Origin of the sequence: Roseateles amylovorans (genome assembly GCF_025398155.2) — a bacterium.
Lineage (GTDB): Bacteria > Pseudomonadota > Gammaproteobacteria > Burkholderiales > Burkholderiaceae_C > Roseateles > Roseateles amylovorans.
The window spans coordinates 2,779,267-2,801,410 of record NZ_CP104562.2 but is presented as its reverse complement, the minus strand read 5'-3'; the positions used below and the strand labels follow the sequence as shown (position 1 = coordinate 2,801,410).

General features: G+C 66.6%; 15 protein-coding genes and 1 pseudogene. 8 read left to right on the top strand and 8 right to left on the bottom strand.

The genetic code is table 11. The annotated features are described in order from the left end of the window. Positions 1-121: 121 nt before the first annotated feature. A complete protein-coding gene (locus tag N4261_RS11845; protein WP_261760334.1) occupies positions 122-346 on the top strand; it encodes a hypothetical protein in 225 nt (74 codons plus the stop codon). Positions 347-843: 497 nt separating this feature from the next. Here the strand turns inward: N4261_RS11845 and N4261_RS11840 are convergent, their stop codons facing one another. The 7 genes from N4261_RS11840 to N4261_RS11810 form a co-directional block, all read right to left on the bottom strand. Next, the gene (locus N4261_RS11840; RefSeq protein WP_261760333.1) at positions 844-1,464 is read right to left on the bottom strand and encodes a response regulator transcription factor; all 621 of its coding nucleotides are present in this window, start codon (positions 1,462-1,464) and stop codon (positions 844-846) included. A gap of 296 nt (positions 1,465-1,760) precedes the next feature. Beyond that, a complete protein-coding gene (locus N4261_RS11835) occupies positions 1,761-3,035 on the bottom strand; it encodes an MFS transporter (RefSeq protein ID WP_261760332.1) in 1,275 nt (424 codons plus the stop codon). 223 nt (positions 3,036-3,258) lie between these two features. After that, entirely contained in the window at positions 3,259-4,863 is a 1,605-nt protein-coding gene (locus N4261_RS11830; RefSeq protein WP_261760331.1) for a YuxH family protein, read from the bottom strand. A 105-nt stretch (positions 4,864-4,968) separates the two neighbouring features. Next, positions 4,969-7,251, bottom strand: coding sequence for a sensor histidine kinase (locus N4261_RS11825; protein ID WP_261760330.1), 2,283 nt, complete (start codon positions 7,249-7,251; stop codon positions 4,969-4,971). Beyond that, positions 7,244-7,912 (bottom strand): response regulator, encoded by a 669-nt coding sequence (locus tag N4261_RS11820; protein WP_261760329.1) that lies wholly within the window; start codon positions 7,910-7,912, stop codon positions 7,244-7,246. Before N4261_RS11820 ends, N4261_RS11825 begins: the two co-directional genes overlap by 8 nt. Positions 7,913-8,087: 175 nt before the next feature. Beyond that, positions 8,088-8,300: a hypothetical protein gene (locus N4261_RS11815; protein WP_261760328.1), complete on the bottom strand. Its 213-nt coding sequence runs from the start codon at positions 8,298-8,300 to the stop codon at positions 8,088-8,090. A gap of 308 nt (positions 8,301-8,608) precedes the next feature. Next, positions 8,609-9,247 carry a response regulator transcription factor gene (locus tag N4261_RS11810; RefSeq protein WP_261760327.1) on the bottom strand — a complete coding sequence of 213 codons (639 nt, stop codon included), beginning with the start codon at positions 9,245-9,247 and terminating at the stop codon, positions 8,609-8,611. Between the two features lie 264 nt (positions 9,248-9,511). Between N4261_RS11810 and N4261_RS11805 the strand changes: the two genes are divergently transcribed. The 6 genes and pseudogenes from N4261_RS11805 to N4261_RS11780 all read left to right on the top strand — a co-directional run bounded on the left by N4261_RS11805 (position 9,512) and on the right by N4261_RS11780 (position 16,255). Next, positions 9,512-10,165, top strand: a complete 654-nt coding sequence (locus N4261_RS11805; RefSeq protein ID WP_261760326.1) for a hydrolase — start codon at positions 9,512-9,514, stop codon at positions 10,163-10,165. Between the two features lie 111 nt (positions 10,166-10,276). Next, a pseudogene (locus tag N4261_RS11800) lies at positions 10,277-10,513 on the top strand (XapX domain-containing protein); the annotation flags it as partial. A gap of 151 nt (positions 10,514-10,664) precedes the next feature. Further along, on the top strand, positions 10,665-12,578 hold the full coding sequence (locus tag N4261_RS11795) for an amidohydrolase (protein WP_261760325.1): 1,914 nt from the start codon (positions 10,665-10,667) through the stop codon (positions 12,576-12,578). After that, a complete protein-coding gene (locus tag N4261_RS11790; protein WP_261760324.1) occupies positions 12,575-13,015 on the top strand; it encodes a DoxX family protein in 441 nt (146 codons plus the stop codon). The genes N4261_RS11795 and N4261_RS11790 overlap by 4 nt, the downstream gene beginning before the upstream one ends. Before the next feature lie 137 nt (positions 13,016-13,152). Next, on the top strand, positions 13,153-14,001 hold the full coding sequence (locus tag N4261_RS11785; RefSeq protein ID WP_261760323.1) for a dienelactone hydrolase family protein: 849 nt from the start codon (positions 13,153-13,155) through the stop codon (positions 13,999-14,001). Between the two features lie 259 nt (positions 14,002-14,260). Continuing rightward, the gene (locus N4261_RS11780) at positions 14,261-16,255 is read left to right on the top strand and encodes a hypothetical protein (protein WP_261760322.1); all 1,995 of its coding nucleotides are present in this window, start codon (positions 14,261-14,263) and stop codon (positions 16,253-16,255) included. Positions 16,256-16,546: 291 nt separating this feature from the next. Here N4261_RS11780 and clpB read toward each other — a convergent pair whose 3' ends face one another. Continuing rightward, positions 16,547-19,141 carry an ATP-dependent chaperone ClpB gene (gene clpB / locus N4261_RS11775; RefSeq protein ID WP_261760321.1) on the bottom strand — a complete coding sequence of 865 codons (2,595 nt, stop codon included), beginning with the start codon at positions 19,139-19,141 and terminating at the stop codon, positions 16,547-16,549. A gap of 424 nt (positions 19,142-19,565) precedes the next feature. Here clpB and N4261_RS11770 point away from each other — a divergent pair, with 424 nt between their 5' ends. Continuing rightward, positions 19,566-21,959 carry a PAS domain-containing protein gene (locus tag N4261_RS11770; protein WP_261760320.1) on the top strand — a complete coding sequence of 798 codons (2,394 nt, stop codon included), beginning with the start codon at positions 19,566-19,568 and terminating at the stop codon, positions 21,957-21,959. Positions 21,960-22,144: the final 185 nt, after the last annotated feature.

Below are 22,144 nucleotides of genomic sequence, written 5' to 3'. Positions count from 1 at the left end.
TTGTAGGACGTTTGCGGACATCGCCTGATCCGCTCCACCGACATCCGACACCGAGACTGACCTATGGGAAGGTCCTCGGCCGTGGCCGATATTCAGTTCAAAGGACTCACCGGAGAAGATCATGAGCCTGCTCAGCATCACGACCGCGGACCTCGCGTCACCCCAGTTCGAAGTGCGCTTCGAGTCGCTGTTCGACCCCGGCCGCGGGATGTCCTTCCCGTGCGATCCGGAGGGTCATGTCGATCTCGACGCCCTGCCCGATCGCGCCCGGCACAACTACCTGTTTGCCCGGGCGATGGTCGGCAAGGATTACCTGCCGCCAGCGGTGCGCGGTCTGGAGCACTGATCGCAGGTGGCAGGCCTCTGTTTGTCCTACAAGCGATCTGCGCGATGTCTGACGAGACCGGTGACACCGCCCACCTAAACTGAGGTCATCGAGCCGGCGCTCGCTGAACACGGTGGCGCCGGCAGTGAGAGCCCCTGCCCCGATCCGGTGAGTTCCGGACTGGTGGTCAGGCGGTGGATTTTTCGACGCTCTGATAGTTTTGAATCTGACTCTCTGACTCTGGACTCTCTGACTCTGACTTCCTGAAAAGCATCCTCCCTGTTGCCGCGCTTCACCTTCTGGGTAGGCGCGGCTCTTTTTTTGGGAATGAGGACCAACAGACCGGTCAGGAGGAAAGCGCGGCGATCCGCCGAAGACTCAAATGGCGCCGCGCTCCGGCGCGGCAGTCGATGGCGCCCAGCACGCTGATCAGTGCTGGAATCCACGCGAAGTCCGGGCGACTTCGGGCGAACTTCGGGCCGGCGTCCGGCCGGCGTCCGGCCAGCTTCAGCGCGGCTTCAGGGCGAGAAATAGCCACGCTTGAGCGCAATCGTCACCGCATGGGTGCGATCGTTGGCATGGAGCTTGGACAGCACGCTTTTCATGTGCATCTTGACGGTCTCCTCGCTCACGCCCAGCTCAACGCCAACGCGCTTGTTGGACCGCCCTTCGGCCACCAGCCGCAGCACTTCGATCTCGCGCGGGGACAGACTGCCTTCGTTGTCCTCGTTCAGCATGCGGGCGACTTCGCCGGGAATGCAGCGCTGCCCCTCATGCACCGCACGGATGGTGTCCACCAGGTCCTTGCGCAGCATGCTCTTGAGCAGATAGCCCATCGCCCCGCCCGCCAGTGCGCGACGCACCTGCACATCGCCTCGGTAGGTGGTGAGGATGATGATGCGGGCATCCGGGAAATCCCGCCGCAGCTCCGCCATGCAGTCGATGCCGTCCATGTCGGGCAGGCGCACATCCATCAGGGTGATGTCCGGACGATGTTCCCGGAATCGGGCCAGCGCCTCCTGCCCGCTGGCGGCTTCTGCCACCAGTTTCAGGTCCGGCTCATCTTCCAGCGTGCCCGCAATGCCCTCGCGCAGCAGCGGGTGGTCGTCCACCGTCAGGATGCGGATGGGCGAGACCACGCGCCCGACGGGCGCCGGGTCGGGGCGGGGAAAAGGCTCAACACGAGGAAGATCGGACATCAAGCGGGGTTCACGGCTGGAGCAGCGGGGGCATCTTCGCGGCGGGATGCTGGCGGTGTCGATTACCCGATCGGGTTAGAGGCGCCCAGTGGGCGCTCAACGGTTCCGATGGGCATTGACGCACGCATGTTAAGCCGAGGTGTCCACTCTGCTGCAGCGCATTCGACATCTCCCTGTCGTCACCGACGATGATGTACGGGATCGAACGGCCCGTCTCCTGATGCCGAGCGGGCCATTCAACGCATGATCGCGGGCGTCGCCTCTTCAAAACGGTCCACCTTGCGCAGCGGCTTGAACAGCGCGCTCCAGGTGGCGACCACGCCCAGGGTACAGACCGCCCCGGTCACCGCGGCAGGCACCGCCCCGAGGGCCGCCGCCGCGCTGCCGGCGCGGAACTCGCCGAGCTCATTGGACGAGCCGATGAAGAGCATGTTGACCGCATTCACCCGGCCACGCATCTCGTCAGGGGTGGAAAACTGCACCAGGGCGCCTCGGATGTACACGCTGACCATGTCCGCCGCGCCCGCCACCGACAAAGCCACGAAGGACAACCAGAAGGTCGTCGACAGCGAGAACACCAGGTTCGCCACACCGAACACGGCAACCGCGATGAACATCGCCTTGCCCACATGCCGGTTGAACGGGCGAACGCTCAGATAGAAACCCGCCAGCACCTCGCCCACCGCCATGGCGCTGCGCAGCGCGCCCAATCCCTCGGGACCGACATGCAGCACTTCATGGGCATAGATCGGCAGCAACGCGATCACGCCACCCAACAGCACGGCGAACAGGTCCAGCGAGATGGTGCCCAGGATGATCGGGCGAGTCCGGATGAAATGGATACCGGCACCGAATCGTTGCCAGATCGTGCCCTGGGCCGGTTGCGGCGCCGGCACGCGCACCGGCACACCCGCCACCAGCAGGACCGTTCCCACGGTGAAGCACGCCAGGCAGACGATGAAAGTCAGCCCTGCCCCGCCGAACCCATAGAGCAAGCCACCCAGGAACGGTCCCCCGATGCTGGCGGCGCGCAGCAGCATGCTGTTGGCGGCAATCGCCTGCGCCAGCTGTTCACGGGGCACGATCTGCGGCAGCAGACTTTGCAGCGCCGGGCCAGAGAAGGCGCGACTGCAACCGAACAGCACCAGCACCGCATAGATGCCATTCACGCCGGCACTGCCGTGGCCTGACAGCCACCACAACAAGCCGCTGCACAAGGCGCTCACCGCCCAGCTGATGGCGAGGATGGGCTTGCGGCTGAATCGGTCGATCAGGTCGCCGGCCGGCAACAACAGCAGCAACATCGGAATGAACTGGGCGAGACCGACATAGGCCAGCGCCAAGGGCTCGCGTGTCAGGTCATAGACCTGCCAGGCCACGACCACCGCCTGTACCTGCCCCGCCAACACCGCCGCCATGCGCGCGATGAGGAAGGCGGCGAAGCCCTGGTGGCGGAAGACGCTGGTGCGGGCCGCGGCGGGATCGGAAGGGGCGGAGGCTGAAGCGGTCACGGTCTGTTCGGGGCCTTCTTGAATGGGCCCGGGCAGTGTAGCGAGCGTCCCCGCAGCGTCCGCGCGTCAGGCGCGCGGCGTGCGCTTCACGGGCGCTTGGCGCGCATTCCGGGGCTGAACAGCGCTCATATCGCTCTGACTGACGACGCGTGTCCCCGCGTCAGCCCCCGGGCGTCCCGGGCCCCCGGGCTACCGGCTACCGGCTACCGGGCGATCAGGGCGATCAGAGCCCCGGCGCAGGTGCCCTGATCGCCGCGTCAGGGTCGTTGCCGTGCTCGCCGGCATCTTCGCGTGATGGCGTCGTCGGTGGATCGATTGGCACTTGAGCATCGATAGAGACCGACAGCTCAGGCTCAGGCTCAGGCTCAGGCTCGGGTTCAGGCTCGGGCTGAGGCTGACGCTCTGGCTCTGGCTCTGGCTCTGGCTCCGGCTCTGGCTCTGGCTCAGGCTCTGGCTCTGGCTCAGGCTCTGGCTCAGGCTCAGGCTGTGACTGAGGCGCACGCTGTGGAGGCGTGCTGGACGTCGGCAAGTCCGCCGATGAAGTCGGAACGGCAGGCGCTTTTGGCGCGGTCGGCGTGTCAGTGGCCATTTGGGCAGGCTCGTCCGGCGCGCCAGCTCGGGCATGAGCGGCCGGAGCGGCATGAGCGGCCTGTGGGACTGGAGTTGACGGCCGAGACGCCGCTCCCCGCGGCTGAGGCAGTGTGGGTGCAATGGGCGGCGCCGCTGGCATCTGATCCCGCTGGGGGGGCGGATTCAAGGTCAACGCGATCAGCGATTCGCGCGAGCAGATCCGTCGATACAGATCAAATACCCGCGCCTCCAGTTCAGCCGGGCTGCCGCACGCACGAGCGCCGATCAATCGCGCGCGGTAGTTGTACATCTGCTCGCGCACAGAGATGGACCACGAGCGCCCGCGCTCCTGCGGGTCCAGCGAGCTGCAGCGCAAGATCCGCAGCCAGCCCGCCAGCACCTGATAAGGCAGGCCGCTCATGACCTCCACCAGTGTGGCCGAGGCGCCGCCGCTGGCATAGAGCCGGTGAAGCATCAACAGCCGGATCACCAGCGCGGGATCCGTGGCGGCGATCATCGACAACGCGTCCGGCGCCGCCCCATGCTCAGCCATCCGGTGGATCTTGGCCAGGGTCTTGTGGTCGCAGCACGGCAGTGCACGGGCGCATTCCTCCTGCTCGGGCAGGATCAGGCTGCCCTGGAAATACTGGACACCGAGCCGCCTCAGGCGCAGGTAGTCGACGGGCTCTGACAGACGGTCGGCAATCACCCGCAGCCCGGCCCCGCGGGCACAGGCGAGCAGTTCGGGCCAGTCGCTGCTGACGCTCACCGAGACATCGATCTTGGCGTAGGAAGCGAACGGCGCCCAGGCCCAGCGCGCATCATCCAGGCGATGCACATCGCCGAGCGCAAACCGGTAGCCGCGCGCATGCAATTGGGCGATTCGCCGGGTGACGTCTTCCTTGACCTCCAGCTTGCCCGGCAACTGGATCACGCCCAGCGACGCGCACAGGGTGTCGGCCACCGAGGTGAGCAAGGTGGATCGGTCCATCGACACAAACAGCCGGCCGGGCGAGCGGTAACTGAGCCCACCATCCAGCAGGGCGTGGCTGAGCGCCATGCAGGTGGCATACACGCTGGGCGGGACGGTGTCCCGACTGGAGACGCCGCTCCAGCGGAAACTCAGCTCGTGGCCCATGGGCTCGACCGAGCCGTCCACGATCGGCTGGCGGGCGAAGTGCACCCAGGAGATGTCGTCGGCATGGAAGTACCGGGGGTGCGATGTCCCTCGGCGGGTCGATCGTTGCGCGGGATGCATGGCGGCGGAGTGGTGTCGGGCGAAGGCGGCAGACGCGCCGTCGACGGTGGGGAGAGTCGCGAAGAGCCAGCAAGTATTTCCAACTTCGCCGCTTCGAACGATGGCTTAAGCCAGTGGGGCCAGACACACGTCCGACTGGGAGCAGTGAGGCGCCGACTCGTTTGATGGCGTCGCACTCCCCGTCGACCGCAGATCGACGCCGACCAGCGGCAGCCAGAGCCGGGTGCGCGCACCGTCCGGGGTGCGATCGAACTGGTAGCGTCCGCCCATCTGCTCGGCCCGCCTGCGCATGCCTTGCAGGCCGCGTCCGCCCGACAGCGGTGACGGGGCAGCGGCATTCGGTGAAACGGGGAGCACACGCCCGGCTGGCCCGGCTGGCTCCGCTGGCTCGGCTGATTCGGCCGTCTCGACCGGCTCGGCTGATTCGGCCGGCTCGGCGGTTGTAACCCGCGCCGCGATGGAGGCCGGTCGGGCTGGCGGGGTCGTCGACCGGTCGGCCGCATGGGCGGCGCCCTGGCCGTTGTCGTCGATCGCCAGCACCAACAGTCCCTCCTGCATCTGCATCCGGATCTGCAGCCGGGTGGCGCCTGCGTATTTCACCGTGTTGGCCACGGACTCTTCCACGATGCGCATCAACTGCTTGGTCTGATCGCCCAGCAGCACCACCTCACCGTCCTCGGACAGCTCGTACTCGATCTGGAAGTCCGCCGCGCTGAGGGCTTCGTCCAGATCCGCGCAATAGGTGAACAGCACTTCCTGGATGGAGCGTTGCTCATGGGGCGCACTGACGGAGATGATCTCGCGGATGTCGGTCAGCGCCTCCAGCAGCCGGCTCTCGAGCTGCTCATGGTTGATCTGGCGATCCCGCACGCTGAACAGCGTGGTGACCAGCTTGGAACCGATGCCGTCATGCAGGTCGCGATAGATGCGATCCCGCTCGCCCTGAGCGGCGACCTCGTTCTCCATGTCCCGCTGCCGGTTGTAGCTGATCCGCAGTTCGCGTTCACGCTGCTGCAGCGTGTCGGCCAGGATCTTGTTGGCATCACGGATGCGCGCCACATTGGCCTGGAACTTCCCCAACAGGATTCGCGCCACAACGAACAGCAGCAACGGCACGCTCAGGTGGCTCAAGAACATCGGCGTGACCAGCAGGTGCGACAGGTTCCAGCCTTCCCCACCGACATCCAGTTGCAGCAACTGCAGCCGCACATTGTGGTCATGCAGCGCAAACACCTGGGCCAGCAGCGATTGGGCCAGCAGCGACGCCGCAGCGCGGCTGCGCCGGCGGGCCAGATGCAGCACCAGTTGCGAACAGGCATACAGATGGAACAGCAGCAGGCTGGGCAGCCAGAGCATGTCGAGCCAATATCGCCCGGCCTCGCCCAGCCACGGATAGGTCAACGCGGCAGCAGATGCGGTGCCGAACAGCAGCCGGCGCCCGCGACGCGACAACGGTTGCTCGATGAAGGCGAAGATGAACAGGGTCAGCACCGTCACCACCGCGCCGATGCAGGCGTACTGGGCCCACATCCACAGGTCGAGGTAGCGAACCGGCACCCGCGGCAGCAGCACCAGCGTGAACAGCACCGACCAGATCACCGTGGTGGCCCCCGCATGGGCGAACACGGTGCCGTCCCGGCGACTGGCCAACCAGGCACCCAGCATGAACATGCCAGCCAGCAGGCAGAACACGTTGGAAGCGTTGGCCAGGGAAGACCCAATGAAGTTGGTCAGCTCATAGACATAAGCCACGCTGCCGACATCCCCGATATAGATCGGTGGCACCCGCACCTGGGCATCCCAGGTGGTGGTCTCGATGGTGAGGATGTTGGGGCCTTCGCTGCGCAGCAGGCGTTGCGCCAGCGGGGCCATCAGCGGGCGGAACCACTTGTAGCGGGCCTCGAGGTCGGATTTGGGCAGACCGGCGATCCAGACCCCATTCAGATAGATGTCCATGCCATCCAGCGCCTGGCTCACCAGCAGGCTCTTGCCCGGCGAACGGCCTTGCGCTCCTGCGGGCGCTCCAGCGGGCGTTCCTTGGGACGCTCCTGCCGGAGCCTTGCCTGTGGGCAGTGCCCGGAGGTAGGGATCAATCACCAGTTGGTAGCGGGCGCGCTTGAGTCCGCTGGCATGCGGGAGCTCTTGGGTGAAAGGCAGGACGATGCGCGAGCGCTCAGCCAGCGACTCCCCGGGCAGCCGAGTCGCCTCCGGTCCCACGCTGGCGGTGCCGAGCGTATCGGCCACGATCTCCAGCCGTTCGGCACTGCGGACCTCGTGGATGTCCTTCACCATCAGGCTGGTCGCGGCCAGCGACAAGGCCACGATCAGCAGCGTGATCCAGAAGAAGACGGAGGTGAGCGACGCCCGCCCGGTCGAGCGTCTAGTCATCGACCAACCCATGGATGCGTGCGGCGTTGGCCGCCATGGCGCGGGACTTCACGCCCAGCTTGCGGTAGATCGAGCGCAGATGCTGGTTGACGGTGTGATGCGAAATCGTCAGGCGCTGACCGATCTCGACGATCGGATGGCCTTCCACCAGGTGACGCAGCACCTCCCATTCCCGCTGGCCCATGCCCAATTCATTGAGCACCTTCTGCCGATCCACCTTGGGACGGACGTGGTTCTCCAGCGCATTGACACGGTCCAGGATCAGTTGGGCCACTGCCGGGCTGAGCGGGGCCTGGCCGTTGTGCGCGCTGACCAGCTTGTCCACCAGCGAGGGCTGGATCTCATCCTTCAACAGGTAGCCGATGGCGCCGGCCCTCAGGCTGCGCATCACATGCTTGCTGTCGCCGAAGGTGCTCAGCACCACGCAGCGCGCATCCGGACACTTCTCCCGAATCAGCCGGATGAGGTCGATGCCGTCCACATCCGGCAGACCCAGATCGATCAGGTAGAGATCGGCGCGGTTGGCCAGGATCGCGGCCAGCGCCTCGGACCGATTCTTCGCCACTGCCGCCACTCGACAAAAACTGCTGGCAGCGAGGATCTCGACGATGCGTTTCAGGACGGCAGCATCATCTTCCACGATGGCCACGGCAATGCTCATGCGGGTACTCCTATCGATCTTTCTTGTTGGCCGGAAAAAGCGCGGGGCTTAGTTTGGCCGCAGGAGAAAAACCGGCAAGCACACAAGCAAGTAAACATATTGACGCTCACACGCAGGCATAAAACAGCAGCTGCTTGTGAGCGCCCCACCTAAACCAAGGTCAAAACCGACTGATTCAAGTTGACGAGTCCGCGTCTCCTTCGCCTTTTCCATCGCCGAGGAGCAAGGCAACCGTGCATGTCGCCGCCAGCAACACGCCGGCAGCCAAAAACAGATAACCCATCGGCGCCAACTTAAATTGATGTGCACCGACGCTGAATTCCTGAATGGCGGTGAACAGCAAACCGGCGGCGGTCAATTCCATCGCCACGGCGACCAATCGTTTCATTTCAATTCTCCAAGCCTGGTCAAGTTCGATTCCTCTGACGCCCAATCCCTGCGGGACACATGGCGACGTGGCCCCAGCGATGCGACGGACGTTCAGACGCGACGCCCCCGGGGCAGCGCCAAAACACAAAGCCGCCAGCACGACGAGGGTCGAGTGGCGGCCGGTGTGATGGCTCTGCCCCAATAAGGACAGAACTCTACCCATCTAAATGATAAAAGTGATAGCCTTTGCGATGGCGAATATGAGATTTGTCAGCTTCCAGAGGTCAGGCCGTCACCCACGCGAACAGGTTGGCCTCTACGGGGGGCTCAGTCCGCCGTCAGGGCCACGCCGATCAGGCCGCGCTCCATCGCAATGCTGGCCGCTTCGGTGCGGGTTTCCGCATCCAGCTTGCTGAGGATCGCCTTCATGTGCGCCTTCACCGTCCCCGCAGAGATCTGCAGGGTCAGTGCCACACCCTTGTTGCTCTTGCCTCGCGCCACCAGGCCGAGGACCTGCTGCTCGCGGTCGGTCAGGGTGGATCGGGCCATGCTGGCCGCGATGCGCTGGGCCGCCATGGCGCTGAGGTAGCGTGATCCTCGCGCGAGCTGCCGCACACCCGAGATCAGATCCTGCAGGGCGCAGCCCAGTTCCAGGTAGCCCTCGACGCCCGCCTCCAGCGCGGAGCGCACCTCATGCTCGCGGTCGTTGGCGGTCACCACCAGCACCTTGGGCGCGGGCGCATGGCGCTCCCGCGGCGAGATCCGGGCGGCGGCGAGATGCAGCCCGCGTTCATAGTCGGCCACCACGATGTAGGGTGAGGCCGGCCCGGGCGAGGCGGGCCGTGTCTGGGCGTCGATCACCTCCATGTCCACCTGTTGAGACAGCACGGTGCTCAAGCCGACCGCCACCAGCGGATCGCTGTGGGCGACGCTGACCTGGATGCGCTGAGAAGGCCAATTCATCATGGTGACACTCCAAAAATTACTCCCATGGCCGGCATGGTCGCGACTTTGTTCACGGGCGGCGAGTGATGACTTGTGAAGGCTTGTTCAGCGACTGCCATAGCGCAGACCTCCCCATCCGGGGGATACGGACCCGATTCATTCGACTGCGGTAGCGGCGCCCTCCCCATTGGAGAGATCACGGCGCGGTGCGGGACACGCAGACTGTGTGGCGAGGTCGGGCGCAGCGCCCGTCCCCCCGACGACAGACCCCTGAAAGGATTGATCATGGCCCTCACTGCCACCCCCACGCCCGGTGCCGGACTGCTGACCCCTACCGATCACACGTTGATCCTGATCGACTTCCAGTCGCAGATGTCCTTTGCCACCAAGTCGATCGACGCCGTGGAACTGCGCAACAACGCTGCGCTGGTTTCCAATGCCGCCGCCGGTTTCAAGGTGCCGACCATCCTGACCACCGTGGCCGAGAAGAGCTTCTCCGGCCCGATGTACGAGGAAATCACCTCGGCCTTCCCCGGCCAGGAACTGATCGACCGCACCTCGATGAACACCTGGGAGGACGCCAACGTCATCAAGGTGGTGAATGCGATCGGCAAGCAGCGAGTGGTGCTGGCGGGACTGTGGACCTCGGTCTGCATCGTCGGCCCGGCGCTATCGGCCATCGAACAGGGCTTCGAGGTCTACATCATCACCGACGCCTGTGGCGACGTCTCCGACGAGGCCCATGAGCGCGCCGTCCAACGCATGGTGCAGGCGGGCGCCCGTCCGATGACCTCGCTGCAATACCTGCTCGAACTGCAGCGCGACTGGGCCCGCACCGCGACCTACGACATGACCACCGGCATCGCCAAGAAGCTGGGCGGCGCCTACGGTCTGGGCATCACCTACGCCAAGTCCATGTTCAATGCCCACGAAGGCTGAGTAAGCGCCTGACGAGCTTGCGGCGAGGTCGGTCGAGACCGATCCCGCCGCGCCGCTCGTCTTGTCGGCCCTGTCGGCCTTGTCATGAGGCCACTCTCACCTGTGTTCGCGATGAAACCCTACCTTGTCTCCCTGGCCGTCGGCCTGCTGGTGGGCGTGATCTACGCCCTGTTCAATGTGCGCTCGCCCGCGCCACCGGTGATTGCGCTGGTCGGCCTGCTGGGCATCCTGGTCGGTGAACAGCTGCCGCCGCTGGTGAAGAAGATGGTTCAGCGCGACGACGCCCCCCAGGTGTCCTGGCTTCACCACCAGGTGAAGCCGCACATGTTCGGCGAGCTGCCGAAGTGCGCCGACATCGCAGCCCGGGACGGACGCAGCAGCAGCGCCCCGGTCCCGCCGTGGTCGGCCGTCACCACCGGCGCTGACGCCGTGCCGCCCTCGCCTGTGCCGTCCCCCTCGACCGCGGCATCGACCTCGCCCACCACCACGGAGACCCGTCATGTCTGACACCGCCGCCCACACGGCCCCGCCGTCGGCCTCACCGCATGCCGACCTGATCCTCCATCGTGGTCTGTTCACGACCTTGAACCGGGCGCAGCCCACTGCGCAGGCCGTGGCGATCAAGGACGGCCGATTCCTCAAGGTCGGCCATGAGCAGGAGGTGATGGCGCTGCGCGGGCCGCAGACCAAGGTCATCGATGTGCGCGGCAAGCGGGTGCTGCCAGGCCTGATCGACAACCATCTGCACATCATCCGTGGCGGCCTGAACTTCAACATGGAACTGCGTTGGGACGGGGTGAAGTCACTCGCCGACGCCATGGCCATGCTGAAACGCCAGGTGGACGTGACGCCCACGCCGCAATGGGTGCGGGTGGTCGGCGGATTCACCGAACATCAGTTCGCCGAAAAGCGGCTGCCCACGCTGGACGAGCTGAATGCAGTGGCCCCGGACACGCCGGTCTTCATTCTTCACCTCTACGACCGCGCCTTGCTGAACGCGGCGGCGCTGCGCGCGGTCGGCTACACCAAGGACACGCCCGAGCCTCCCGGCGGGCAGATTACCCGGGATGCACAGGGCAACCCGACCGGCTTGCTGCTGGCCAAGCCCAATGCCGCCATCCTCTATGCGACCCTGGCCAAGGGGCCCAAGCTGCCGCTGGACTATCAGATCAACAGCACCCGGCTCTTCATGCGGGAGCTGAACCGCCTGGGCGTGACCGGCGCGATCGACGCCGGTGGTGGCTTCCAGAACTATCCCGAGGACTACGAGGTGATCGAGCAGTTGTCCCGCGACGGCCTGCTGACCCTGCGGCTGGCCTACAACCTCTTCACCCAGAAGCCCAAGCAGGAAAAGGACGACTTCCTGCGCTGGACCCAGCACTCCAAGTACAAGCAGGGCGACGACTACTTCCGGCACAACGGCGCGGGCGAGATGCTGGTCTTCTCCGCCGCCGACTTCGAGGACTTCCGCCAACCGCGCCCCGACATGGGCCCGGAGATGGAGGACGATCTGGACGGCGTGGTGCGCATCCTGGCGGAGAACCGCTGGCCGTGGCGCATGCATGCCACCTATGACGAAACCATCAGCCGCGCGCTGGATGTGTTCGAGCGGGTCAACCAGGACATCGCGCTGGACGGCCTGAACTGGTTCTTCGATCACGCCGAGACGATTTCCGAGCGATCGATGGACCGGATCGCCGCCCTGGGCGGCGGCGTGGCGGTGCAGCATCGCATGGCCTACCAGGGCGAGTACTTCGTCGAGCGCTACGGTCCGGCGGCTGCCGAAGCCACACCGCCGGTGCGCCAGATGCTGGACAAGGGCCTGAAGGTGTCCGCCGGCACCGATGCGACGCGGGTGGCGTCCTACAACCCCTGGGTATCCCTGTCCTGGCTGATCACCGGCAAGACGGTCGGCGGCCTGCAGATCACCCCGCAGCGCAATTGCCTGGACCGTGAGCAGGCGCTGCGGATGTGGACCGAGAACGTCACCTGGTTCAGCAATGAAGTCGGCAAGAAGGGGCGCATCGAGGAGGGTCAACTGGCCGATCTGGTGGTGCCCGACCGCGACTTCTTCGCCTGCGCCGAAAGTGACATCGCCGACACCAGCGCGCTGATGACGGTGGTCGGCGGCAAGGTGGTCTGGGCTGCGGGCGAATTCACGCCGCATGACGAGACCACCCCGCCGCTGCCCTTGCCGGACTGGTCGCCCGTGCGCCGATTCGGCGGCTACGGCGCCTGGGGCGATCAGGAAGGTCGTCCGCTGCAGGCGGCCTTGCAGCGGCAGTCCTGCGACTGCGCCACGAGCTGCGGCGTGCATCGACACGACCATGCGCGGGCCTGGGCCAGCAGCGCGCCGGTGTCTGACCTCAAGAGCTTCTGGGGCGCGCTGGGCTGCGCATGCTGGGCGGTATGAGCAGCGGCGCCCCCTCCACCACGGGCTTGTTCACGCCGGTCGTCCGCCTGGCCACACCGGCACGGCTGGGGCGATGGATCGCCCTGCTGCTGCTGTGTGCGGCCTATCTCCAGGGCGGCCTGGTGAAGTTGTTCGACTTTCCCGGTGCCGTCGGCGAAATGCAGCACTTCGGCCTGGCGCCGGCGCCGCTGTTCGCCGCGGCGGTCATCGTGCTCGAGCTCGGGGCCTCGGCCCTGATCCTGTCGGGCCGCTGGCGGTGGCTCGGCGCGCTGGCCCTGGCGGCCTTCACCGCGGCGGCCACCTTCATGGCCAATCGCTACTGGGACGCCACCGGGCACGAGCGCTTCATGCTGATGAACAGCTTCTTCGAGCATTGGGGATTGGTCGGCGGCTTCCTGTTGGTGGCATGGATGGATTGGCGCGAACCGCGGACATGACGGCACGCGCCGCATCACATCCCCACAACCAGGTCGCTCTGAGGCGCGACCTGATCGGGTGACTGCACGGGGACCGTGCCGGGCGTCGTCGACCGCTCGTCACTCAGTCCCCCCAAATCGCCCCCGACGGAGACCTCATGCCGCCACCGATCCCGCCCGAACGCCCTGGCCGCACCGCAGGCCAGGATGACTCGGATCCGCCGCCACAAGCGGTCGGACGACCGTTGTTCAAGATCGAGCTGCCCCACCTGTCCAGCCGCACCGAAAGTTTCGATGCCTACCTGGCCCTCGCCGCAGCGCCGGATGCCCCGGGCATCGTGGTGATTCCCGAAGCCCTCGGCAGAGACGAGGACCTTCCGGCAATGTGCCAACGCTGGGCCGCCGACGGTTTCCATGCGCTGGGTCCGGACCTGCTCTGGCGCCACCCTCGTCCCCCTGCGCGGCCGCCCGCGGAAAGCGCGACACCGCCACTTCCGGAGGCGCCGGTGCCGCCCCATCCCCACTACGGCTTCGATGTGGATCAGGGGGTCAACGACCTGCAGGTGGCCATCGACTGGCTGGCGGGCATGGACAGCAGCCACGGCGCTCGCCGACGGGTCGGCTGCGTGGGCTACGGCCTGGGCGGCGTGCTGAGCTACCGCGCCGCCGTCTACGGGCGCCTCGACGCGTCGGTGGTGTATTACGCCACCGGGGTGGAGCGCTTCCTGGACGAGGTCCACACCCCGGACTGTCCGATGCTGATGCATGTCGCCGGCAAGGACGAAGCAGCATCCCCTGGCGATCGGCATCGCATGGCACAGACCCTGTCCGCCCGGCCGGCCACGCAGCTGTATCTGTATCCGCAGGCGCCTCACGGCTTCGCCCGGCTGGCTGGACCACAGCGCGAGCCGGCCGCGGCCGATCTGGCCGATCAACGCTCGCGGGACTTTCTTGCCCGACACCTCCGGCAACGCCAGGGCGCTCGCCCCGGTGGGGAGGTCCGTTGAGGGATGCCGCACGGAGCCACTGACGTCCTCGTCTGAACCCGCGGGGCTGGGTCGCGACTGATCTCGCTTCGCTGAGGACAGAAAGGAGCGATCGATGCTGGCCACCCAACGCCTGCTGCGCTGCGCGAGGCAGCATCACCTCGAAGCGTTCCCTGCTGACGCCGCGCCACCGCCAAGTGCGCTGGAAGTCCAGGACCTGCGGCAACTCACCACCGACCTGGCCCGCAGCGGGCCGTTGTCGCCAGAGGCCGAACGCGTGGTGCTGAGCCTGCTGCCCACCCTGGCGGGCTGGCCGAATGGCTTGCAGATCCAGGTCGAGCGGACCGGTCCGCCGCCGAGCGCCAGCGTGTTCGGACCTGCAGCTCTGGATGGCACGACCCAGGGGCCCCTGCGCCTGCAACAGGACGCGAACGGAGGGATTCAAGCCGCCCCCACTGCACAGCGCCTGTGGCCGCACCCGAGTGACGCGTCGGACCCATCCGTGTTTGCGGCCGTGCTGGCCTGCCTGGACGACCACCCCGGCGGCTGGTGCATCCTGGCGCAGGTCCTCCAGGACTCCAGCCTGACGGCACCGCCACGCGATCCGGTGACCAACCAGGTGCTGCTGGGCAAGTTGCGCCTCCGGCTGGCCGACCACCTGCTTCATCTGCTGAACCAGCCTCCCACGTTGACGCGCGCCATTTCAATCGCCGACGGCGCGGAACCCGTCGAACGACCCGGCGAGCCCGCCCGCTTGCGCTTGCCCGGCCTGATACGCGCCCCCCGAACGCCGCGGGCCGGCCTCTCCGGGGAGGTCCACAAGACCGAATCCTTCACCGCCCAGCCGCCTCACAGACTGGTGCTGACCCTCGACACCGGCTCGACGAATCCGATACCCCGGTTCAATGCGTCGCCCGGCTCGCGCGGGTCGCCCGGCGCATTGCCCCGCTTGGTGAGATTGATGGACAAAGCCCCGGGCGCTTCATCGCCGGACGCCACCGGTGCGATGGCCGGCCAGCGGTCGACCCAGCCCGGCCAGATGCCCTCCACGTCCGCCCTGCAGCGATTCGCACCGACCCACCAGGACGGGAAGGTCGCCGTGAACGCCAACACCCAGGCGCACTTTCTACACGCCCCTGATGCGAAGGCAAGTGAATTGACCCACTGCCTTTTCGGGGATGACCAGGCCAGGAGCCCTTGGCGCTTCGACACCACCCTGTGGCCGTCGCACGCCGCCCCGGCTTCGCAAACCACGCCGATGACGGCGGCGTCCCGACCCGACCTCGCCACCTCGGACACCTGGCGGACCCGTGCGCTAGACCGACAAGCATGGCCCGGTCCCCCGGATTACACCGTCGCATCGCCTCCCATCTCGACCGACAGCGAGTATCAAGACCTGGTCACCTTGATCTCCGCAGAAGTCGGGCTCATGCCGCCCCCGCCGACGGACGGCTCGCACGACCCCGGGACCCACCTGGCGCCCGCGGCCAAGCGGACGTGGCAGGGTGAATGGGACGGCTCAGCGGAGAGACAGCCCCCCCGTCATCCCGGTCCGGGGCCCAGCCAGTCACCCGTGTCGGGCACAAGCTCGAACTTGGTCCGCAAGGCCGCCTCTGACGCCGCCTCTGACGCCGCCTCGTACATGAGGCTCCTCGCTCGGACGTCCACCTCGACCGCACCGCCGTCGTCGCCTTCCGGCCACGGCGACACCCTGTCCATGGATCGGCCCGGCGAAGCACAGCCCGTCGAGTTGGCCCAGGCCCTCACCGCCGAGGGCCCCGATGAGCAGTTGCCACTGCATGAGTTGATCAAGGAGGGCACTTGGACCGAACGCGATGCGGCAACGGTCCATCGATTGACCCTTCAAGTGAGTGGCTGGCCGGACGTCTCATTTCGCGTCTTCACCGTCGAGACCTGGAGAAGATACACGGTCACCCCACGCAGCCAGGAGTTCACGACGCCCCGAAGTACCCGCACCATTGACATCACCTACCACGCGGAACGCCAGCGATACGCGGTCGGCCATCCGGAGAAAACGGCAGTCCATAAACGTCCCAGGCCAAAAGGCAAGCGCAGCGGAGAGAATCGCTTCTTCGACTGCCTGATCGCGCAAATGGACAAGGCGGCCATCCAGAGCCTCTGCGGTCTGCAATTCCGAAGCGCCAAAGCGCGGCTTCCTATGTCCTCTCGCGAATTCGCGGCGGCGCGGCTTCGCGACCAGGTGGCGCTGCTGGCCGAACGCCATGCGTCGACGCGTTCTTCCAGTCCCCGTTGATGACGCAAACGAACCGCGCCTGCCGAATCCAGATGGCCTAGGGCTGCGGCTGGGGCGGGAAGCCCGGGGGCTGGGAACTGGAAGCCGGGGGCCAGATCGAACGACTCGCCGAGGGCCACCCCGGCCGACCCGCCGTCGAGAAAGAAACAGCCCCGCACGATGCTCACACCGTACGGGGCTGCTGTGGGAGGCTGGGGCCAGGCGGGCCGGCGGGCACGCTGGCGTCAACGTCAAGGTCAACGCCAGCGCCAGCGCAGGTCGTGAGCGTCAACGTTGTGGGTCAACGAGCAATCAGTGAACGACGCGTCCGAAGCTGAACTCGCCGCCCTCCACACTCACCGGGATCACGTCCTTCGGCCCGAAGCGTCCCTGCAGGATCAGCTTGGACAGCGGGTTCTCGATGCGCTGCTGGATCGCCCGCTTGAGCGGACGTGCGCCGAAGACCGGGTCGAAACCGACCTTGGCCAGTTCGCTCAAGGCGTCCTCGCTCACATCGAGCTTCATTTCCAACTTGTCCAGACGCTGTTCGAGCTGGCGCAGCTGGATTCGGGCAATCGACTTGATGTGGGCCGCGCCGAGGGCATGGAAGATCACCGTCTCGTCGATGCGGTTGAGGAACTCGGGGCGGAAATGGGCCTTGACCTCGTCCCACACCGCCGCACGAATCACTTCTTCCGACTCCCCCTGCAAGGCCATGATGTGCTGGGAGCCCAGGTTGGACGTCATCACGATCACGCAGTTCTTGAAGTCGACCGTGCGTCCCTGGCCATCGGTCAGACGGCCGTCGTCCAGCACCTGCAGCAGCACATTGAACACATCCGGGTGGGCCTTCTCGACCTCGTCGAGCAGCAGCACGCTGTAGGGCTTGCGCCGCACCGCCTCGGTCAGGTAGCCGCCCTCGTCGTAGCCGACATAGCCCGGAGGCGCGCCGATCAGCCGGCTGACCGAATGCTTCTCCATGAATTCACTCATGTCGATGCGGACCATGTGGTCTTCGCTGTCGAACAGGAAGCCCGCCAGCGCCTTGCACAGCTCGGTCTTGCCCACACCGGTGGGGCCCAGGAACAGGAAGCTGCCCAGCGGCTTGTTCGGGTCCGACAAACCGGCGCGCGAACGCCGGATCGCATCCGCCACCGCCACGATGGCCTCGTCCTGACCCACCACCCGCTCATGGAGCTTGGTCTCCATCTGCAGAAGCTTGTCGCGCTCGCCCTGCATCAGCTTGCTGACCGGGATGCCGGTGGCGCGTGAGACCACTTCCGCGATCTCTTCGGCGCCGACCATGGTGCGCAGCAGTTGCGGCACCGTCTTGTCCTTGGCCTTGACGGTCTCCTTGGCCTGGGCCTCGCTCAGACGCTTCTCCAGCTCGGGCAACTTGCCGTACTGCAGCTCGGCCACCTTGTTGAAGTCGCCCTTGCGCTTGAGCTCTTCCACCTGGAACTTGATGCGGTCGATCTCTTCCTTGACATGGGCAGAGCCCTGGGCCTGCGCCTTCTCGGCGGTCCATATCTCCTCCAGGTCGTTGTATTCGCGCTGGAGCTTGAGCAGCTCTTCCTCGATCAGGCCGAATCGGCGCTGCGAGCCTTCATCGGTCTCCTTGCGCACGGCCTCGCGCTCGATCTTGAGCTGGATCATGCGGCGGTCGAGCCGATCCATCGCCTCCGGCTTGGAGTCGATCTCGATCTTGATCTTGGCCGCGGCCTCGTCGATCAGGTCGATGGCCTTGTCGGGCAGGAAACGATCGGTGATGTAGCGGTGGCTGAGCTCGGCCGCGGCGACGATGGCCGGGTCGGTGATCTCCACGCCGTGGTGGACCTCGTACTTCTCCTGCAGGCCGCGCAGGATCGCGATGGTGGCTTCGACCGTGGGTTCGTCCACCAGCACCTTCTGGAAGCGGCGCTCCAAGGCGGCGTCCTTCTCGACGTACTTGCGGTATTCGTCCAGCGTGGTGGCGCCGATGCAATGCAGCTCGCCACGCGCCAGCGCCGGCTTGAGCATGTTGCCCGCGTCCATGGCGCCCTCGGCCTTGCCGGCGCCGACCATGGTGTGGATCTCGTCAATGAACAGGATGATCCGACCCTCATCGGCCGCCACTTCCTTGAGCACCGACTTGAGACGTTCCTCGAACTCGCCGCGGAACTTGGCGCCGGCCAGCAGGCCCGCCATGTCCAGCACCAGGACACGCTTGTCCTTGAGCGATTCCGGCACTTCGCCATTGACGATGCGCTGCGCCAGTCCTTCGACGATGGCCGTCTTGCCGACGCCGGGCTCGCCGATCAGCACCGGGTTGTTCTTGGTGCGACGTTGCAGGACCTGGATGGCGCGGCGGATCTCTTCGTCACGGCCGATCACCGGGTCCAGCTTGCCGGCACGGGCGCGCTCGGTGAGGTCCAGCGTGTACTTCTTCAGCGCTTCGCGGTTGCCCTCGGATTCCTGGCTGTCCACCTTCTGGCCGCCGCGCACCGCCTCGATCGCGGTCTCCAGCGCCTTGCGAGTCAGGCCGTGGCCCCGGACGACGCCGCCCAGGTCGGTCTTGGCATCCGCCAACGCCAGCAGGAACATCTCGCTGGCGATGAAATGGTCCCCCCGCTTGGAGGCTTCCTTCTCCGCCGTCTGCAGCAGCCCGATCAGGTCGCGCCCGGGCTGGACCTGCTGGCCCTCGCCCTGCACCTGAGGCAGGCCGGACAGGATGCCGTCCGCCGCCGCCTTCAAGGCCGGCACTTTCACGCCGGCCCGCTCCAGCAGCGCCTTCGGACCTTCGTCCTGCGCCAGCATCGCGCCCAGCACATGCACCGGCTCGATGTACGGGTTGTCTCTTGTCACCGCCAGGCTTTGGGCCTCGGCCAGTGCTTCCTGAAATCTCGTGGTGAGCTTGTCGACTCGCATGGTGTTCAAACCTCCGTTGCCGACTCAAGTGGGACTGTGTCCCCCTATTTCAAGGGTTCCGGTGCGCGGCAGCAAGTCACAGGCCTGTCACTGAAATCATTCGTGGGAGACCGCACGAGGGGGCCCTCCCGAGGGCACCGGGCGACCCGCCGACCTGGCAGGGGGCGCGTCACCGCCGGTCCGACGCGCCCGGCCAGGCTTCATGCACCCGGCGCACGCTGGCGCAACGGGTCGCCGCCGAGGGCTGGTGCGGTCTCCGTCCGCGCCCCTTCGGCGGGACAAGCGGACGGGAGGACGACTTGCCCACTGCGCCATGCCGTAGCATCCGCAGCCAAGATCCGCGCCCGTGGCGGCGCCACCCACCGACCCGATGACCGATTCCCCCGCTCCGTGCCTCCAAGGCCACAGCCTGACGGCCCAAGAAATGAGGGCCCACGACTGGTCCGGCCATCCGCTGGGCCCGCCGGAGCGCTGGCCGGGACTGCTGCGGCACATGGTGAATTACCTGCTGTCGTCGCCGGAGTCGATCTATCTACTCTGGGGCGATGCGCTGCATTTCTTCTCCAACGACGCCTACCGGCCGGTGCTGGGGCCTCGGGTGGACCGGGCCATCGGCACCACGCTGGCCGCGCTGTGGCCGGATGCGATCGACGCGGTGCGCCCGCTCATCGATCAGGCCCTTGCCGGCGAAGCGACGCGCCATCACGACCTGCCGATCCGCATGGCGCGACGCGGCGAGCCCGAAGACACCTGGTGGACGTTCTCGTTCTCGCCGCTGGCAGAGGACGATGGCCGCATCTGCGGCGTGCTGTGCCACACCACCGAAACCACCCAGCATGTCGTCTCGGAACAGCGCCGGGATCTGGCGGAATCGCGCTTGCGCGAAATCAATGATCGGCTGGAGGCGGAAGTCACCTCGCGCACCCGTGAGCGCAACCGGATCTGGGAGGTCAGCCGCGACATGCTGCTGGTGGCGGACCGCGCCGGCGTCTGGCTGAGCGTCAATCCGGCCTGGACGGCCGCACTGGGCTGGTCGGAAGCGGAGCTGCTCGGTCGCACCTCCGAATGGCTGGAACATCCGGACGACCGCGACCGCACCCGGGCCGAAGTGGGCAAACTGGCCGGCGGGGAGCGCACACGAACCTTCGAAAACCGCCTGCGCACCCGTGACGGCGACTATCGGCGGCTCTCCTGGACGGCGGTGCCCGAGGACTCGGTGCTTTACTGTGTCGCCCGGGACATCACCGACGAGCATTTGCGCGACACCGAACTGCGCGAGCGCACCCGGATCCAGCGCGAGAGCGAGGCCCGCGCCCGCGCCTACTTCCTGACCACGCCCGAGTACGTGATGCTGCTGCGGGCGGACGCCAGCGGCGAACTGGCGATCGAGGACATCAATCCGAGCGTCGAGCACCTGATCGGACGGCCGCGCGCCGAGGTGTTCGGCGCGTCACCCCGGTCCGTCCTGCCGCCGGATGCGGTCCAGGACCTGGAACGGGGCGTCCGCGAATGCCTGCGCACCGGCCACAACCACACCTACACCGCGCGGCGGGTCTATCCGGGTCGCAGCGACATTTCGGTGGAGACGGTGATGGCGGTGGTCGAACGCCACGCGGGTTTCGGCGGCCTGGTGCTGCTGATCGCCCGGGATCGCACCGACCAGCGACGCGCCGAGGAACAGCTGCGCCAGTCTCAGAAGATGGAGGCCGTCGGCCAGCTCACCGGCGGTGTGGCGCACGACTTCAACAACCTGCTCTCCACCATCGGCACCTGCCTGGAGCTGGTGCGGCGCAAGGTGAAATCGGGCGACGTCAGCGACGTGCCACGGTTCGTGGACACCGCCGACCGGTCGGTGCAATCGGCGGCCGCCCTCACCCATCGCTTGCTGGCGTTCTCGCGCAAGCAGTCGCTGGACCTGCGACCGGTCGACGCCAATCAACTGGCGCGCAGTCTGGAGGACATTTTCTCCCGCACCCTCGGCGAGCAGATCGCCGTCGAACTGCGGCTGGACGAGGCGGCCTGGCCGGTCCAGACCGATGCCAATCAACTGGAAAACGCGCTGCTCAACCTGGCCATCAATGCGCGCGATGCGATGCCGCATGGCGGGCAGCTCACCATCGAGACCCGCAACCTGCAGGTCGCTGACGACCTGCTGGGGCAGTCCGAGCTGGCCGAAGGCGACTATGTGGTCATCAGCGTCTCGGACAACGGCCTGGGCATGCCCAAGGAGGTCATCGACCGGGCTTTCGATCCTTTCTTCACCACCAAGAACATCGGCAAGGGCACCGGCCTGGGTCTGTCGATGATCTATGGCTATGTGAAGCAGTCGGGCGGCCATGTGTCGATCTTCTCGATCGTCGGGGAAGGCACGACGGTCAAGCTCTTCCTGCCGCGGGCCCTCACGCCGCACTCACCGCAGGAGATCGCGTCCCCGCCCGAAGTGGTGGCCGGCGCCGGCGAACGCATTCTGGTGGTGGACGACAACACCGACCTTCGTCGACTGCTGGAGGAGTCGCTGACCGAGCAGGGCTATGTGGTGACCGCCGTCGGCGATGCCCACGAGGCGATGGAGCGTCTGGATGACGAATCCTTTGATCTGCTGATCACCGATGTCGGGCTGCCGGACCTGTCCGGACGCCGGCTGGCCGATCTGGTGCGGGATGCGCGTCCCACCCTGCCGGTGCTGCTGATCACCGGTTATGCCAAGGAAGCCGCCGTGCGAGGCGATTTCGTGGGCGAAGGCATGGACATGTTGGCCAAGCCCTTCGCCCTGGGCACGCTGACGCAGCGGCTGCAGGAACTGCTGCGGCGCCGCTGAGGCCACTGAAGCCGCTGCAGCAGTTGAGGCCACAGCAGCAGTTGATGCCGCCGCTGCGGCTGATGCCACCGCTGCCACCGCGGCCGCCGCTGCCGCGAACATGGCGCACGGCCTGCACGCGGTCCGGTCTGCGTCGAAAGGTCGATCGCTGATCCGCCCTACGCCCTACGCCGTTCGCCCTCAGC